This is a genomic window from Clostridium sp. AF34-13 (genome assembly GCF_003477845.1).
Lineage (GTDB): Bacteria > Bacillota > Clostridia > Lachnospirales > Lachnospiraceae > Butyribacter > Butyribacter intestini.
Genome location: NZ_QUEB01000028.1, coordinates 1 through 15,089, shown reverse-complemented (window position 1 = coordinate 15,089; position 15,089 = coordinate 1). Strand labels below are relative to the sequence as shown.

Sequence of the window (15,089 nt, the reverse complement as noted above, 5' to 3'; positions counted from 1 at the left end):
ATCAGCCCAAAAACATTAAACCATTCCATATTATCTACCATCACAAATTCCGATTGCTCTAAGTTATCTCAGTTACACCTTCTTGCCCTTCGGACAAGAAGTATCCCTCGCTCAAAGAGCTCGGTCAATTTCGATTTGTAAAACACATTCTTTTTTACATAGGCACAGTATACCACATTTTCTGTGCCTATGCGATAACATTTACTGCTTCTTCCGATATGAACTCATCTTCTCCACAGTAACCTCCGGATAGAAATAAGTCAGAATCATTGCTTTCGGAACTCCTGCAGCTAATGCTTTCTTCACCTCTTCCTTCTGCCCCGGCGTATATGACCAGTGCAGCATTCGATTTGTGATTGTATCCTCCCACTTAGGCTTTTCCCTCTCAAGATTCCTTACAGGCTTAACGTGATAGCTGTAAGTTGGTTCATATGGTATATGCCCAGTAATCTCCTTATCAAAGTCATAATTTCTTTGATAGCCTGTTGTCATATTCACTTTTTTCGAGGTTTCCCTCGGATGAACATATACTATCACAGAACTTAAAAATCACCGATAGACAACACTGGTGTATTTTATTTTTTGCACTGAAATATGGTGTTTATTCCTATCATTCCATATATGTGCAGGCAAAGGTCTTGATGGTTCTCTGAATTTTTCCAAATAACTCTCAAATATCTCTGTATTAATCAGGGCTGAATTTCCAACTTTATAAACAGTTCCCTCCTCCTTTGCAAGAGTCATAATTCTTGTTTTTCCAAGTCCATATATAGCTGCACCTTCTACTGCATTTACATATTTTTTCATTATACCTTTTGTATCTGAATAACACTTATATGAGTAACTCATAAACTTAAAGGGCTTGAATGTCGATAAGTTAAAAGCAGAATATCAGGAACTGATGAAGCAGAAAAGTGAGATAACTTCCACCTATAAAGATTATGAAAAGGAAGTGCGTGAGCTAAATCGAAAGTTGGAAAATCTCAATCAGTATCTCGGACGGACACAGCCCGATCCGGCACAGGAACAACAAACGAAAAAAGATACTCCGAACCTGTAAATGGGTAAAAAAATAGGGGTGCCAAAACACCCCTATTTTCCTAAACCTCTTGCAAAATCCGCAAGGCTGGTTTATAATCAGCTTAGAAACCGAAGGATTTTGGTGTGTCCAACGGTTGCACAATCGGAAACAAATAATCAGTTTAAAAATCAAACGGATTACAGGCTATCCCCTATTGGCGTAGAGGATAGCCTTTCCGTTTATTTGCGGTTATGTTTATTGTCTATGTATGTCAAGGCTGCAAATACAACCAGTAAAAGTGTAAGCACTTCTAAAGTATTCATACCGACCTCCTTTCTGTTTCCAGAAAGGACAACCGCAAGACTATCCCTACTGCTCTAATCTGACTGAAAAACATTATATCATGTGGTGTCGAATTTTGCTAGTACCAAATACCCAACCAAAAAAGGTTGGACTGGCTGATACTTCGGTCTGTACCCTGAAAGAAGTCATATCATACGCAAGGGTTGTCACATCTTCTCCGAAACGGTCAACCATTGTTTTCATCAGACTGTTATCACATCGTAAATCCACAAGGACTTTCTCGCCTGAGAACATAAAGAATACTTCTTTTGTGTAATTCTCAATATCAAAATCATCAGACATAGGAATAATATCCTTATCCAGTATCTCCGGCTTGGAAGCAATACGGTCTACCCTGAAATTGATAACCTTGCTTTTCTTCTCAGAGTATCCGAGAACATAATAATAGTCCCCACACCAGAGAAGTTTATACGGGCTCAGCTTATAAATCTCGCCCTTATTCTTCAGAACCTTTTTCTTTAATCCGGTATAATCATAATACCGAAAAGAAATCTGTTTACCTGCGTTAATGGCTTCATTTATAGCGTCGATGATGTAATATATCTGCTCATTATCTGGCTTAATTCGATTGACCACATAATTATTACGCTTCAACTTTGCCACCTGCCCCGGACTGGTCATCGTATGTATCTTCTCAATCAGCGTTTCGCTTTTCTTCTTTGTAATGAACTTCGATGACTCTACTGCATCTATCAGCAGTTTCAGCTCCGGCAGTTCAAACTTTCGGCTGGCTACAAAATACTTGCTTTGCATCGAATGAATGGTTACAATATCCAGTCCATATTCCACAAGAGCTGCTATATCCTTCGTTATGGTTGTCCTGTGAGCAGAAATCCCATATTCCTCATTCAAAATCCCGATGAGCTGCGTTGTAGAAAGCGGGTGTTCTTCATCAGTACGCTCCAACAAGATTTTCAGTAGATATAGTATTCTTGGTTTTGCTTCCATACATTTATCCTTTCTCGAACAGACTCACCGCAAATTACAGTAAATTTCACCCGATTTCTTTTAAAATACCCATCAGTACAAAACGAGCATTGTCATATTCATAGGAACAGGTAGACAGTGTAAGCAGTCTGTCCTCATCGGATACAGTTGTCCCGGAGGTAAACAAGGAATTATCCAGCGCTGTTTTCAGCAGTCCGCTGCGTTCCTCTTTCGTTTTCTCAAATTCATACACCTTTGAATCTGACGGTGTAACATATCCGGCGATCAGCTTCACTTTATAATTCTGCTTTGGTGTGAGCAGATACAAAACAGAATGTTCTTCGTAATATTCCTGCTTACTGTATTTAGGCAGAGAGCCGAACATCGTGTTGTTTTTCATATTATGACCGTAGATAATGGTATGCAGATCAGAACAATCGGCGGCGTTTCGGTAATCCATAAAAAGCGTTCCCGCTATATTCCAAGTACCGTCAAGCAGTCGGCGAAGATAATACTCGTTATCCTTGCTCTGTACTACCGGATAGTTGATTTCGGTATCCGGGCAATAGAGCCAAGCAATAATGTCCTTGTTTTCTTCCTGCAAACGCTCAAAGTCTACCGTAATTGGTGCAGTTTCAGAAACAGGCTTTATCGCAGATTCTGTTTGTCCATTCTCCGTTTGCTGTGTTTGTGGTGCGGTTTCTACCGCTTTATCAATCAGCACATCATTCTGTCTTTGACTGTCCTGTGTTTCTTTCCAATAATCATAAATGTGATATGCAGATAAAGAAAAAACAGTTATACATACAGATAAAATCAGGATTTTCCATACCTTTTTAATAGCGTAACACCGTCCTTATTTGTCTGCTTTTTTATCATGCACCTTAGTCAGCTCATAAGTGTCACCGATTGTTCCTTCGCCGCCGATGAGGATGAGGGTATCGCCTTTGACACTAAACTCATAGGTTGCGTCATGTGCCGATTCGTTCACAAAGTCGATATATAGCTGATTGTCCTTGATTTCATAGGTAAAATCATAATCTGCAAGGGTGAGGAGCATTGCACCGCTGCCTTTGCTTGACTGAGCTTGTCTTTTGTATTCTGTTTGATTTGATGTGCGGGCAATCCGTTCGGTGTCAGTTGGTTTTTGGGAAATTTGCCGAGGCTGCTTATTGTTTTGCTATGCTTGATTTTGAACACTATTCTCTGACGAAGGCGAAGGTGCTTTGTCAAATGTTCTGAGTATTTCTTCAATTTCTTTTTCTTGTTCGTCCATTTGATTTCTCCTTGTTCGATTTCTTTCCGAAAATCGGCAAAGCGCTTTTTTTGCCGCCTTTCGGAAAGGGACTTCCGAAAGGCGGCAGCGGAAGCTCCGCTACCGCCATCCTTAAATGGTTAGCTATCTGTTATTTCACAGATTTTCTTTTTTAGTATAAACAGTAGTTGTCACAACTCCGAAGCCGCTGACGAACAGCAGAGCGATCCACAGCCACTCATACTGTTGTCGCCGGTCTGCGGATTCTGAACATCATCCGAAGGCTTGGTGCTATCGTCAGACTTGGTAGGAGCGGCAGGTTTGGTTGCCTTCTGACCTTCTTCGATAGTCTGAGTCGTTACTGCAGAGCCACCGGCAGAATCAAAGGTTACGGTATAGTTTTTATTTCTTTGTTGTAACAGTCTTAGCTTTTGACCAGCCTGAATAAATCCTTATGGATTTGCCGTTAATCTTAACTGTCTTATAGGTGCGAACTCTTACATAATACTTTTTCTTGCCCGAAAGCTTTGAAATTTTCTTTGATACTGTTGTATTCTTGCCTACTGTTACGGTCTTAGCCTTGCTGAATTTACTTGAGGCACTGTACTGTACCTGATAGCCTGTTGTCTGTGTAGCCTGCTTCTTCCACTTTACTGTAAACTTCTTTGAACCTGCTTTAAGCGAGGAAATACTTGTTGCCTTTGGCTTGATTGTGAAATAAAGCGTCTTTGTTCCGCTGTATTTACCCTTAAAGGTAATCTTTACTGCGTACTTGCCAACATACTTTCTGCCTTTTGCATAAGACACAGTATAGTCAGTATTCTTAACAAGTGTCTTTCCTGTTCTGTCCTTAACAATAACCTTAGGTGTTCTAACCTTTCCGTTATATGTTAATGATGTTGCTTTAAGCTTTATGCTTGATGCCTTTGGAATTACTGTTGTTGAAAGAGTTTTCTTACATACCGAACAGTAATTTACTATCTTGCCGTTTGCTGTTGGGGTTGCCTTTGTTACGGTTTGCTTTGTGGTGTGGGCAATCTTAGCAATATTGCCCCAAGATGCAAGGTCGGTTATTTCCTTTGTACCGAGTACATCTTCATAGAACTTGCCACAACCTTCGCACTTGTAGTATGCTTCCTTACCGCCCTCTGTGCAGGTGGCAGCTTTCGCAGCAACCAAAGTCAGATTGTGAGTGTGCGGTACAGTTTTGTAATATCCGCAGGTGTCGCAAACATTGTCAGAACCGTAATCGTGAGCCGCTTCGTCCTTTTTGTCGTGGCAACGAGAACATTCATGCCAGTGGTTAGTATCATCAGACTTCCATTCTGTGCCTGCGGTATGTCCGGGAGCCGGAATCTTCACACTGGTTTTATCGGTAATTTCTACCAATCCTGTTGCATCTGCGAACCACTTGTCACAGCCATCGCAGGTGTAGTATGCGGAATTGCCCGCAGTAGTGCAGGTGGCAGCTTTCGCAGCAACCAAAGTCAGATTGTGAGTGTGCGGTACAGTTTTGTAATATCCGCAGGTGTCGCAAACATTGTCAGAACCGTAATCGTGAGCCGCTTCGTCCTTTTTGTCGTGGCAACGAGAACATTCATGCCAGTGGTTAGTATCATCAGACTTCCATTCTGTGCCTGCGGTATGTCCGGGAGCCGGAATCTTCACACTGGTTTTATCGGTAATTTCTACCAATCCTGTTGCATCTGCGAACCACTTGTCACAGCCATCGCAGGTGTAGTATGCGGAATTGCCCGCAGTAGTGCAGGTGGCAGCTTTCGCAGCAACCAAAGTCAGATTGTGAGTGTGCGGTACAGTTTTGTAATATCCGCAGGTGTCGCAAACATTGTCAGAACCGTAATCGTGAGCCGCTTCGTCCTTTTTGTCGTGGCAACGAGAACATTCATGCCAGTGGTTAGTATCATCAGACTTCCATTCTGTGCCTGCGGTATGTCCGAGAGCCGGAATCTTCACACTGGTTTTATCGGTAATTTCTACCAATCCTGTTGCATCTGCGAACCACTTGTCACAGCCATCGCAGGTGTAGTATGCGGAATTGCCCGCAGTAGTGCAGGTGGCAGCTTTCGCAGCAACCAAAGTCAGATTGTGAGTGTGTTCTTCGTTTTTATTTTTGTAATAATATGTAACAACCGTTCCGTCCGAAACAATAGGCTTATTCAAGCCGTCAACCTTTATAAATTCATAATCATAAAGTGTTTTTGCCGGTGTTAAATCAAGCTTTGTGCCGTATGGCACGGTAAATGTTCCGCCGGCAGTGTTTGGAATTTCAGAGCCGTCCTCAAATTTATACTGAATTGAAACGGTTGTGTAGCGCTGTGTTTCCGTATTGTCGTCTGCAAGCACATTTCCGTTTTCATCGAGCACCTGAAATGCCACGGTATCGCCGCTCTTAAGCTGTGCATCAGACGGAATTTGATAAATAAGCGAGCAACTCTTTAAGCCTGAATTAAAGTCGCTTTTGATGTGATCCAAAGCACCGAGCGGCCAGAAATTTGCCTTATCATTCCAAACAGGAATGTCAAAGGTTTGTACTGTTTGAAGCGGATTCCCCGATGAATCGGTCGCAACGCTTCCGTCGGAGTGCTTAATCCACATTTTGAATTTTAATTGTCGTGCATTTTTATCTGAAATGTTTTGAATAACAGTTCTAAGCTCGATTTTTTTACCGTTCATATTAGTATTAAATCTGCTTTTGCTGTTGCCGCTCAAAAGTCGGTCATTGCGATTATATGTGTAATTATAATATGAACTTGTTTCAAGGTCGGTAAAATCAGACGGCTTTGAATAAGCGCCCGTATATTCCTTAACCTCGGGAGTTGCAACATAAAGGTCTACATCCTTAACAAGCTGAGACATTCGCTTGAAGCCCTGCAAACGGCAAACCTCACAGAATTGATAGTTTGTGTCTCTCATTATGCACTCATAACTTGAAACAAGCATTTTTGAGCCGTAAGCATTGCGGCAGGTATATGTGTTTCTAAAACCTAAAAGCTGTCGCCATTTTATCTTTTCCGGTTCTTCAACCGAGGAAAGATTGAGTGATTTAAGTTCCTTATCGTCAAGCAAATATCCGTTACTGTATTCATCACCGAGACCGAGCAAACCGTGTCCAAACTCGTGTGCAAAAGTTTTTGACGCACGATAACTGTCTGATGGCGAAATGAAATAATGGAAGCCGTATTCACGGTTATTATAAGCACCGCCGAAATCTGATTTTGTGTTTACAACCATAGCGAACTGAGCAATATAATCGTGAACATAATAATAAGGCTCATATTCCGAACCGGACGGAATTGTGTTTGGATCACACTTTTTTTTGATATGAGCATCGTGAATTTTCTCGATAAATTCAGGACCGATACATCTCTCAAAAATATGATTTTTCCACTGACTTCCGTGGAGATTATTAGAAATAACAGGCGAATTATATTTGTCGACTATAACATCAAAGAAGGTGCTTCCACCATTGTCAAAAGTCGATTCGGAAGCTGTGCAAAGAGCGTAAACATTGAATCTGTCGGCATAACTGCGATACGGTTCATATTTCATAGCGTCCTGCCAAAGTCGTTTGACATCATTGATGAATTTGCCCTGCTGACTTTTTGTGTATCCCTCGCCGCAAACGACAACAACCATATTTTCCGTGTCGCTGCGTGTTTTTTGGATGGTATAAACAGGGATGGTAGGATTAGAATATTTTCCGTCATTTGAATACCACGGGCCGAGGGTGAGCTGAATGCTTTGCTCGGTGCTGACATTCCAATCGGGATTTGCGTCCTCGGCAGGTTCCGAAATTGTATAATCATCCTCTTGCTTATTTGGAGCAGAGCCGATATAAGGACTGCTTTGTGAGCCGCTGCCGGAAGTTGTAACAAAATATTCGGAATCGAGATAAAATGCAGGTCTTACGCCCAAATCGGAATACCACGGAGCATAACGACCGACCTGACCCGATGAACTGATATAACGCATATCGTGATTGCAATCGGTAACAGGAGTGCGAAGCCAATAAGGCCAAGCCATACCGTCATTATTATACGCAACATAATAACCTTTGAGATTTTTCCACACGGCATTAGCCTGCTTTACATCAAGGAGAAAAACCTTTTCGGTTGTAGTTTCAAAATATGAACTGTCGTAGTTTGCCACCGCTTCCGAAATATCGGTGTAGTATAACAAATCCGAATTTGCGTCTCCATCAACTATGCCCTTGTTGTATTCGGGATGAGAAACGAGAGAACGCTGGGTAACGGTTTTCATTGCCGCAATTTCAGATTTTGAAAAAGCGTTGAGAAAACCCGCTTTTTCGTTGTACGCTCCCACACCGCTTACATATCCGTCTTTCGGAGGGTTGCCGCAAAGCCAATCGACTTTGCCTTCAGCTGCGGTCGAATTTAACCAAGAACGCATATTGCTGTCTTTCCAATAGTTAGAACCGTAATCATCACGCTTATAGCTTCTGCTGTGTGATTTTGAATTGCTGTTGTCATTTGTTTTGGCATCATATGCAAGGGTGTCAACAATTTTGTCTGCAAGCATAAGCGGTCCGTTATTGTCAATGCTTACACATCGCCAAAGAATTGAGGCATTGTTATACGCGCCCATTTTAACATAGTCGCCAACTTTAATATCGGGCTTTGATGCCGCCTGAATGGTCATCGGCAAAACGGAAATTGCCATGCACAATGCCAAGAATATTGCGGTTATTTTTTTCGTCATTAATGAACCTCCTTTATAAGCTATATATTTGCTTTTATTGTATTGTAAGGTGTTATATGTGTCAATGAAAATCCAATTAAATTTTTGTTAATTTCACAGCCGACACATTTAATATTACACGAAGAAGAAAATCTTATTAAATATGCAAAAAGGCTTCTGCCCAAAACAGGGCAAAAGCCTTAAAAATTATGCGATTTTTAGGTTTAGTTGCAAGCCAATGGGGACTATTTCATCTGCCCGAAAACACGTTTTTGAAAAAAGTGTTGCAAAAGCGGTTGAACACAAAGATTTTCATATCCGATAAGCCTGAATTTTGCGGCGCAATCGGTGCGGGATTGTTTGCCGTTGACAGCGACAGATTGTTGGAAAGGCTCGAATGTAACGCCTTGAACATAAACCCGAAAAATCTTGTGATTTTAATCGGAACGAATGACATCGGCATAGGAGTTCCGACCGAGTACACCTTGAAAAATATAAAAGAAATTTTGCAAAGAATGCAGACACTTTGCTCGAATACCGCCGTAAAAAGCAGTATTCGGGCATAAAAAAGCCTCGGAACACGAATGTTCCGAGGTGATGGCAGATTATATCAACTGTCAAGTCTTTAAAGGTGGAGATTTGTCCATATGGTATCAGATGAAAATCATTCGTGTTTTGCGGCGAATTCTTTTAATAATTTCATTGCAATGACATCATGCTTTTTCAAAAACATATGCCCTCCGCCATCTATAAAATGAAGTTGCACCCGTTTGGAATCTTGCATTCCGATCGGCATCGTACTTTTATATGCTTCTGCCGCACGTTTGGCATAAGAAACATCTACGATTTTATCCTTTGTACCATGCACGATGCACACCCTGCCGGCGTAGTTCTTAATTTCTGCAAAGGCATCCATTTGCATGACATCCATTGCATAGCAACACCCCAATTTCATCAGTCCGCAGCGGAAAGTATCGGGAACATTTTGCGGATCAAATTTTGCCATCATCATTTTTCCGGCTCTGGCGTCATCCGGGATACACAATGCCGGATAAAACAGGACAAGTTTTTCTATCGGAAAGTTGTTCTTTGCTGCCACCAAAGCAGACACAAAACCGCCCTGACTACATCCCATCAATAAAATTTTTTCAGAATCTGTATAGGAAAGATTTCTAACATATTCAATGACCGCTTTCAGATCTTTGGTTTCTGTCAGAACAGACATCTCTGTGGTTTTTCCGTCACTTTTTCCACACATAACAGAACCGCCACAAAAATCAAATGTAAATGCAACATATCCCATTTCAGCCAAAAAAGCCGCATAATGTTTCACACTGTCTTGCCATGCCATAAATCCGTGACATACGATTGCAATCGGAAGATGATCTCCTTTTGGACGGTAGATTGTTCCACGAATCGTCAATCCATCTCTTTTGCATTCAAAAGTGCTTTCTGTAATTCCATCTGATAAAACAGGTTTCTTAAAAATCATAATTTTTCTCCAAATTCAGTGGTATTTTGTTTTTGTTGCATCGGCTATATTTTTAACACTGATTTTGTGTAAATGTTTTAGTCAATAGCTATTTTGCTTGTAATAATCATAAGCACGGGAAACACAAAGGAGCATTCTTTCATGATCGACATATTGTTCTTTGGTTTACTGTTAACTCACACTGTCATAGTATAATAATGCCATTACTTTGTCAATAACTGAAATCATACCTTGTGCTTGAAGTTCTTCAGCCTTTTTAACAACGGCTTCTTTGGTAGGGTAGGGGAAAGAATATCATCAAAGCATTTAAGTACGATCATCGGCAAAATGACTTTCTCTGATAAGTCTGCTGAATAATATTCAGCCATACCTTCAAGTACGTATTCAAGAATTATGCCTTTTGAGCCTTCGCTAATGTTTTCGTTAGCGGATATAACCTTAACTCCGTTTTTTCTATTGTCCATTTTTTACGGACTTGTTCAAAATCGAATTCCATCCTTTTTGTATGTCTTATCACTTTTAGGCTTGTATGAGAATTTTAAGAAATGTTTTTTTAAATCTTTGATTTCTTAACAGTGCTTACGGTTGCCTGAATTATCGGACCGGAGAGCAAAACGGTGGCAATTGTGCAAATTCCGAATTTACCGCCGAGCAAAACGCCGATAATTACCATTATAATATCAAGAACCATTCGTACGATTTTGATTTTCCACCCGTTTTTTTCGGCAAGCGAAAATGTGACTGCTTCATATGAGCCCCTGCCGAAATCAGCGGCGGAGTAAATCCCCGTTCCGAACGAAAATATAGCAATGCCAAGCAGCATTATAACAAAATTAACCGCTTTAATATCTGTATAATGCTGAATTTTTGTGAATACATCTACGAAAAAACTGTAAATGATTTGGTAAAGAATTGTGCCGATATTGATTTGTTTTCTGTCATAGAAAAGGGCAAAAATTATCATTGCCACAGCCACAATAAGCGACGATGTGCCGATTGACATACCTGTCACATTCGTCAGCCCTTGCCACAATATCGCAAGTGTTGCGCCGCCGAAACCTGCGCCTATTGCAAGCGTAATTCCGTATGCGGATATTATTGATCCGATAACGATCATCAGCGTTTTTGTTGCATATTTTTTGAATTTCATATTATCACCTAAAAAAATAAGACTGTAAACTCTGCTGTTGTGTTCAGAAACAGCAAAATTTATAGTCTTCATCAGCCGAGACAGCTTTATTTTTTTGATTATACACCCGAGCTTTTATAAAGTCAACGGTTATAAATATGATTTTCTGTATTATGAGCCATATATGATAATGTCCTAATATACCACAAAGGAAAATGTCCCAAATTGTCACAATAAGTTATAATACTTCCATTACATGATGGAGGTGAACATTATCAGAAAGGTAAATTTATCAATGGATGAACAGAAGAAATATGAGGTAATCAAATCATTAACAGATCACTCTAATCCTAACAAGCAAAGAGCTGCCCTTACTCTTGGCTGTACTGTGAGACATATCAATCGTATGATCAAAGGTTACAGAGAGCTGGGAAAGGAATATTTTATTCATGGCAACAGAGGACGAAAACCCGCTAATACTATCCCTGAATCTACACGCAGTCTTGTTGTCGATTTATATCGCAATAAATACTACGATGCCAACTTTGAACATTTCACAGAACTATTGGCGCTACATGAGGATATTCATATTTCTCCTTCATCAGTCATGGCTATCCTTGAATCTGAATATATCCTCTCTCCAAAGGTCACTAAGGCTAAGAAAAAGAGATTCAAGGAACAGTTAAAAGCTGAAAAGAAAGCTGCCAAATCTCAGAAAGAAGCTGACCGGATACAGACAAATCTTGTTGCTGTCGAAGATGCTCATTCCCGCCGTCCAAGAGCTGCCTATTTCGGTGAGCTGGAACAAATGGATGCCACCCCATATGAATGGGTTCCAGGACAGATATGGCATCTTCATCTGGCCATTGATGACGCAACTGGACGCATAGTCGGTGGCTGGTTTGATATGCAGGAAACATTAAATGGCTACTACCATGTGTTTTATCAGATTCTTACAACATATGGCATTCCCTATAAATTTTTTACTGACCGCAGAACAATATTCACCTACAAAAAGAAAAACTCCCCATCCATCGATGAGGATACCTATACACAGTTTGCCTATGCCTGCAAACAGCTTGGTGTTGAACTTGAATCCAGCAGCATACCACAGACCAAGGGACGAGTGGAACGCTTAAACCAGACGCTACAGTCACGCCTGCCAATCGAATTAAGACTCGCAGGCATATCGACCATAGACGCTGCCAATGAATTCTTGAACTCCTACATAAAAGAATTCAATGAGAAGTTTGCGCTTCCCCTTAATGGTATCAAGTCTGTGTTTGTAACGCAACCCGAAATCGAAAAAATCAACTTAATTCTTGCCGTTTTATGTGAAAGAACTGTGGACACCGGTCATTGTTTAAGATACTCCAACAAGTACTACCGTATGCTTGACAGCAAAGGGCATCAGATCCATTACCGCAAAGGGACAAAGGTCATGTTCATTCGGGCATTTAATGGCAGGCAGTATTGTTGCGTAAACGATAAAGATATCTATGCCTTAGAAGAAATACCTGAGCGTGAAACTAAGTCAAAAAATATAGATATAGAATACACTCCACTGTTACAGTAAACTTCTTCAAAATGTTATTGAAGTTTCTTGTGGTTACTTCTTTCCACTTCACTGGTGCAGTCTGATTTTTTGGCACAACATAACGGATAGCCGTCAGAACCAAGTTCTGCTTTCAAGCCTTTCTTATTAGAATAATAGCTGACAGCCAAAGCAGGAAATAGAGATAAATACTCCTGCTCACAAATTCGACAGCCTTTCTTCAATATCGTTCTTTCATTTATCTTCATACTCCACGAATGACCGTGTCTGCATTTCCACCAGGCTCTCTTTGCCGAAGTTCGTGATACCTCTGTAGGTTTCAGTTTATTCTGTTCATAATCCCATTCGCTAAGAAGCTGACTGTCTGTTGTCGCCAAATCATTATATCCGGCAAGGACTTCTCTCTCTGCACAAACGGGGCATACCGTACCTTTCACACGGGCATTGATAACAGATTTCCACTCGTTACCGCATTTACTGCATCTCCACCAGACATTTTTCCTCGACTTTGCATTTACTTCATCAGGCTTCAATGGCAAGTTCTTCTCCGACCACTCCGAAGCAATTTCAGGGTGTGTTGTCTGCAAATCGTTAAACCCTTTCAGGAATATGTACCCACTGCAATACGGGCATTTGCTCCCACCGGAACGAGTAGAAATAAGGGTGTTCCACTCTCTTCTGCAATCCTTACACTTCCACCAAGCCTTACGATTGGCAAAGACCGTAACCTGAGTTGGAAGTAACGGATAATTTCTATCCGACCACTCGGCAGCTATACCCGGCAGAAGTGTTGCAAAGTCATTAAATCCTGCCAACACTTTATTATGAGAGCAGTACGGACAACCTGTTTTATTTATTGTCCTGCTCTTAACGGCAGCTTCCCACTCGTGTCCTTTCTCACATCTCCAAATCACTTTCTTATGAGAACCAATAGAAACCTCTGTCGGTTTTATCTTATTCTTTTTCGACCACTGCTTTACCAATAGTGGCTCTAATGTCGCCAAATCGTTAATACCTGCAATCACTCTCGTACCGGAACATATCGGACATTTCTCTCCATTAGAACGAGCCTTAACGCTTGCCTGCCATTCATGACCGCAAGCACCTCTCCACCATACTTTTTTATTTGAACCGAAAGTAATGTCATCAGGCGTAAGCGTTAAATTCTTTTCCGACCACTCCGAAACAAGCTCCGGGTGTACTTCTGCTAAACTGTTATTCATAGCCAAACCTCAACCTCCTTGTGCTTAGAGTATATGAAGTTTTGGCTTTATCTTGTAGTTTGCGAATATCCGTATAAATAGAAAAAGCCCTTTGGGAAAGGGATTTCTCCTCTCTCAAAGGGCAAGTTGGCAAACTGGAAGTTATAGTGCAATCTTTTTCCATTTTCTAATCTTGGTTCTAAAGGTTCCGAACGGAGCAACTGTATTAACATGTATGAATTTGTATACTTCCCAGACAGCTGTTTTAGTTGCTTCGTCAGCCCATTTTCTCATATGTGGTTTAAATAATTCTTCCTCACTCAGAGAATCAATCATTACATAAATAGAGTTGATATTCTCATTCAATCTGTCTTTCAATTCTTGCAGTGACAGCTGAGCATATGTATCTGTGAACCATTGATATAATTCGCCAAGCTGATTCCACTTAAAATTATCCGAAGGAGTTTTGACAGGAATACCCTTTCTTTCGTCTGATTCCCATTTAATAACAAGCGTTGTCCAGCCAACCTGATAAGCAAGATTTTCTGCCGGAGTTCGATCGACCTCATCAATTCTCTTATCTTTTAAATGCTCCGGAATATCATTAAATTCTGAAATATACTTTGCAAAGCTTTTATTTATCTCGTTTTTAAGCTCGTCTTTATTCTCATATGTTCTCAATAGTCTATCTCCTCAGCTTCCGATTTTCCAGTTTCAAAAAAAGGATTTTTCAAATTAGTCTTTGCAAATAACCTTTGAACCTTCACCATCAATTACAATTCCCTGATGGTTGTTAATAGGGCATAGATTCAAATCCGAAAATTCAGTCATTATTTTCTCGGTAACTTTCTTAAATGGTGCTGTAAGATAATGCGGAAGAACATAGAAATCAATCAAATCAAGCCCTGCATCATCTTCTTGTGAGTAGTCCTCCGGCTTTTCATCCATTTGCTCGATATATTGGATGCTTGGAGCGCATATAATCGCACCTGCCGATTCACCAATCATCAGTTTTCCCTTTGCCAATTCTTTTTTCAACAGCTCATCCGTTCCCGTTTTACGGAGCTGGTCTATAAGGAAAAAAGAATTTCCGCCGGTAAAATATATCACATCCGCATCTTCAAAAACAGACTGTATCGTTGAATAAGCCTCCGTTGAAATATCAATTTCAGTTACGATTGCTCCCAACTTTTTGAATAATTTTCGAGCCGAGCCGACATAACCGGTGTAGCCTTCACGCAGCGAAGCTGTTGGAATAAATGCGACTTTTTTATTTTCAATTTCTTCCTTTATCAGACTTCCTACACTTGAAAAGTGCGAACATAAAAACAGTTTCATCAATATTCTCCTTTATATATAAATTCTAATTTTCCAATTTAACAAACTTGAATTTGTAAATATCATTTTACATTTTTATATGAAATCA

General features: G+C 40.5%; 14 protein-coding genes and 1 pseudogene. 3 read left to right on the top strand and 12 right to left on the bottom strand.

What is annotated here, in order from left to right:
- Positions 1 to 201: 201 nt before the first annotated feature.
- Both DWZ63_RS15200 and DWZ63_RS15195 read right to left on the bottom strand, forming a co-directional pair.
- Entirely contained in the window at positions 202 to 498 is a 297-nt protein-coding gene (locus DWZ63_RS15200) for a hypothetical protein (RefSeq protein ID WP_347474887.1), read from the bottom strand.
- Positions 499 to 549: 51 nt separating this feature from the next.
- The gene (locus DWZ63_RS15195; RefSeq protein ID WP_243020695.1) at positions 550 to 807 is read right to left on the bottom strand and encodes a DUF6462 family protein; all 258 of its coding nucleotides are present in this window, start codon (positions 805 to 807) and stop codon (positions 550 to 552) included.
- Positions 808 to 901: 94 nt separating this feature from the next.
- On the opposite strand from DWZ63_RS15195, the gene DWZ63_RS15190 reads away from it, so the two are divergent.
- Positions 902 to 1,060, top strand: coding sequence for a hypothetical protein (locus tag DWZ63_RS15190; protein ID WP_243020693.1), 159 nt, complete (start codon positions 902 to 904; stop codon positions 1,058 to 1,060).
- Between the two features lie 357 nt (positions 1,061 to 1,417).
- On the opposite strand, the gene DWZ63_RS15185 is transcribed toward DWZ63_RS15190, so the two are convergent.
- From DWZ63_RS15185 to DWZ63_RS15165, 4 genes are all read right to left on the bottom strand, one after another.
- Entirely contained in the window at positions 1,418 to 2,332 is a 915-nt protein-coding gene (locus DWZ63_RS15185) for a WYL domain-containing protein (RefSeq protein ID WP_118500334.1), read from the bottom strand.
- A 46-nt stretch (positions 2,333 to 2,378) separates the two neighbouring features.
- Positions 2,379 to 3,152 carry a class B sortase gene (srtB, locus tag DWZ63_RS15180; RefSeq protein WP_082241384.1) on the bottom strand — a complete coding sequence of 258 codons (774 nt, stop codon included), beginning with the start codon at positions 3,150 to 3,152 and terminating at the stop codon, positions 2,379 to 2,381.
- A 15-nt stretch (positions 3,153 to 3,167) separates the two neighbouring features.
- Complete coding sequence (locus tag DWZ63_RS15175; RefSeq protein WP_279217395.1) at positions 3,168 to 3,437, bottom strand: DUF5640 domain-containing protein; 270 nt, start codon at positions 3,435 to 3,437, stop codon at positions 3,168 to 3,170.
- Between the two features lie 531 nt (positions 3,438 to 3,968).
- The gene (locus DWZ63_RS15165) at positions 3,969 to 8,306 is read right to left on the bottom strand and encodes a M64 family metallopeptidase (protein ID WP_118500333.1); all 4,338 of its coding nucleotides are present in this window, start codon (positions 8,304 to 8,306) and stop codon (positions 3,969 to 3,971) included.
- Positions 8,307 to 8,494: 188 nt separating this feature from the next.
- Here DWZ63_RS15165 and DWZ63_RS15160 point away from each other — a divergent pair, with 188 nt between their 5' ends.
- Complete coding sequence (locus tag DWZ63_RS15160; RefSeq protein ID WP_118500332.1) at positions 8,495 to 8,851, top strand: GDSL-type esterase/lipase family protein; 357 nt, start codon at positions 8,495 to 8,497, stop codon at positions 8,849 to 8,851.
- A gap of 98 nt (positions 8,852 to 8,949) precedes the next feature.
- Here DWZ63_RS15160 and DWZ63_RS15155 read toward each other — a convergent pair whose 3' ends face one another.
- The 3 genes and pseudogenes from DWZ63_RS15155 to DWZ63_RS15145 all read right to left on the bottom strand — a co-directional run bounded on the left by DWZ63_RS15155 (position 8,950) and on the right by DWZ63_RS15145 (position 10,927).
- Positions 8,950 to 9,777, bottom strand: coding sequence for an alpha/beta fold hydrolase (locus DWZ63_RS15155; protein WP_118500331.1), 828 nt, complete (start codon positions 9,775 to 9,777; stop codon positions 8,950 to 8,952).
- A 326-nt stretch (positions 9,778 to 10,103) separates the two neighbouring features.
- Positions 10,104 to 10,232 (bottom strand): annotated as a pseudogene (locus DWZ63_RS16065) (recombinase family protein); the annotation flags it as partial.
- Between the two features lie 98 nt (positions 10,233 to 10,330).
- Positions 10,331 to 10,927 (bottom strand): YitT family protein, encoded by a 597-nt coding sequence (locus DWZ63_RS15145; protein WP_118500335.1) that lies wholly within the window; start codon positions 10,925 to 10,927, stop codon positions 10,331 to 10,333.
- A gap of 274 nt (positions 10,928 to 11,201) precedes the next feature.
- Here DWZ63_RS15145 and DWZ63_RS15140 point away from each other — a divergent pair, with 274 nt between their 5' ends.
- Entirely contained in the window at positions 11,202 to 12,482 is a 1,281-nt protein-coding gene (locus tag DWZ63_RS15140) for an ISNCY family transposase (RefSeq protein ID WP_243020689.1), read from the top strand.
- Positions 12,483 to 12,496: 14 nt separating this feature from the next.
- Here DWZ63_RS15140 and DWZ63_RS15135 read toward each other — a convergent pair whose 3' ends face one another.
- The 3 genes from DWZ63_RS15135 to DWZ63_RS15125 all read right to left on the bottom strand — a co-directional run bounded on the left by DWZ63_RS15135 (position 12,497) and on the right by DWZ63_RS15125 (position 15,001).
- A complete protein-coding gene (locus DWZ63_RS15135; protein ID WP_243020687.1) occupies positions 12,497 to 13,684 on the bottom strand; it encodes a zinc-ribbon domain-containing protein in 1,188 nt (395 codons plus the stop codon).
- Between the two features lie 141 nt (positions 13,685 to 13,825).
- Positions 13,826 to 14,344 (bottom strand): ClbS/DfsB family four-helix bundle protein, encoded by a 519-nt coding sequence (locus DWZ63_RS15130; RefSeq protein ID WP_055264514.1) that lies wholly within the window; start codon positions 14,342 to 14,344, stop codon positions 13,826 to 13,828.
- Positions 14,345 to 14,398: 54 nt separating this feature from the next.
- On the bottom strand, positions 14,399 to 15,001 hold the full coding sequence (locus DWZ63_RS15125) for a Type 1 glutamine amidotransferase-like domain-containing protein (protein ID WP_077326061.1): 603 nt from the start codon (positions 14,999 to 15,001) through the stop codon (positions 14,399 to 14,401).
- Between the last annotated feature and the right edge of the window lie 88 nt (positions 15,002 to 15,089).

Bases quoted from the DNA above. Each gene is read 5' to 3' on its own strand.
- DWZ63_RS15195 (WP_243020695.1), bottom strand. From the start codon at position 807: ATGAAAAAATATGTAAATGCAGTAGAAGGTGCAGCTATATATGGACTT.
- DWZ63_RS15190 (WP_243020693.1), top strand. From the start codon at position 902: ATGAAGCAGAAAAGTGAGATAACTTCCACCTATAAAGATTATGAAAAG.
- DWZ63_RS15185 (WP_118500334.1), bottom strand. From the start codon at position 2,332: ATGGAAGCAAAACCAAGAATACTATATCTACTGAAAATCTTGTTGGAG.
- DWZ63_RS15165 (WP_118500333.1), bottom strand. From the start codon at position 8,306: ATGACGAAAAAAATAACCGCAATATTCTTGGCATTGTGCATGGCAATT.
- DWZ63_RS15160 (WP_118500332.1), top strand. From the start codon at position 8,495: ATGCGATTTTTAGGTTTAGTTGCAAGCCAATGGGGACTATTTCATCTG.
- DWZ63_RS15155 (WP_118500331.1), bottom strand. From the start codon at position 9,777: ATGATTTTTAAGAAACCTGTTTTATCAGATGGAATTACAGAAAGCACT.
- DWZ63_RS15145 (WP_118500335.1), bottom strand. From the start codon at position 10,927: ATGAAATTCAAAAAATATGCAACAAAAACGCTGATGATCGTTATCGGA.
- DWZ63_RS15140 (WP_243020689.1), top strand. From the start codon at position 11,202: ATGGATGAACAGAAGAAATATGAGGTAATCAAATCATTAACAGATCAC.
- DWZ63_RS15135 (WP_243020687.1), bottom strand. From the start codon at position 13,684: ATGAATAACAGTTTAGCAGAAGTACACCCGGAGCTTGTTTCGGAGTGG.
- DWZ63_RS15125 (WP_077326061.1), bottom strand. From the start codon at position 15,001: ATGAAACTGTTTTTATGTTCGCACTTTTCAAGTGTAGGAAGTCTGATA.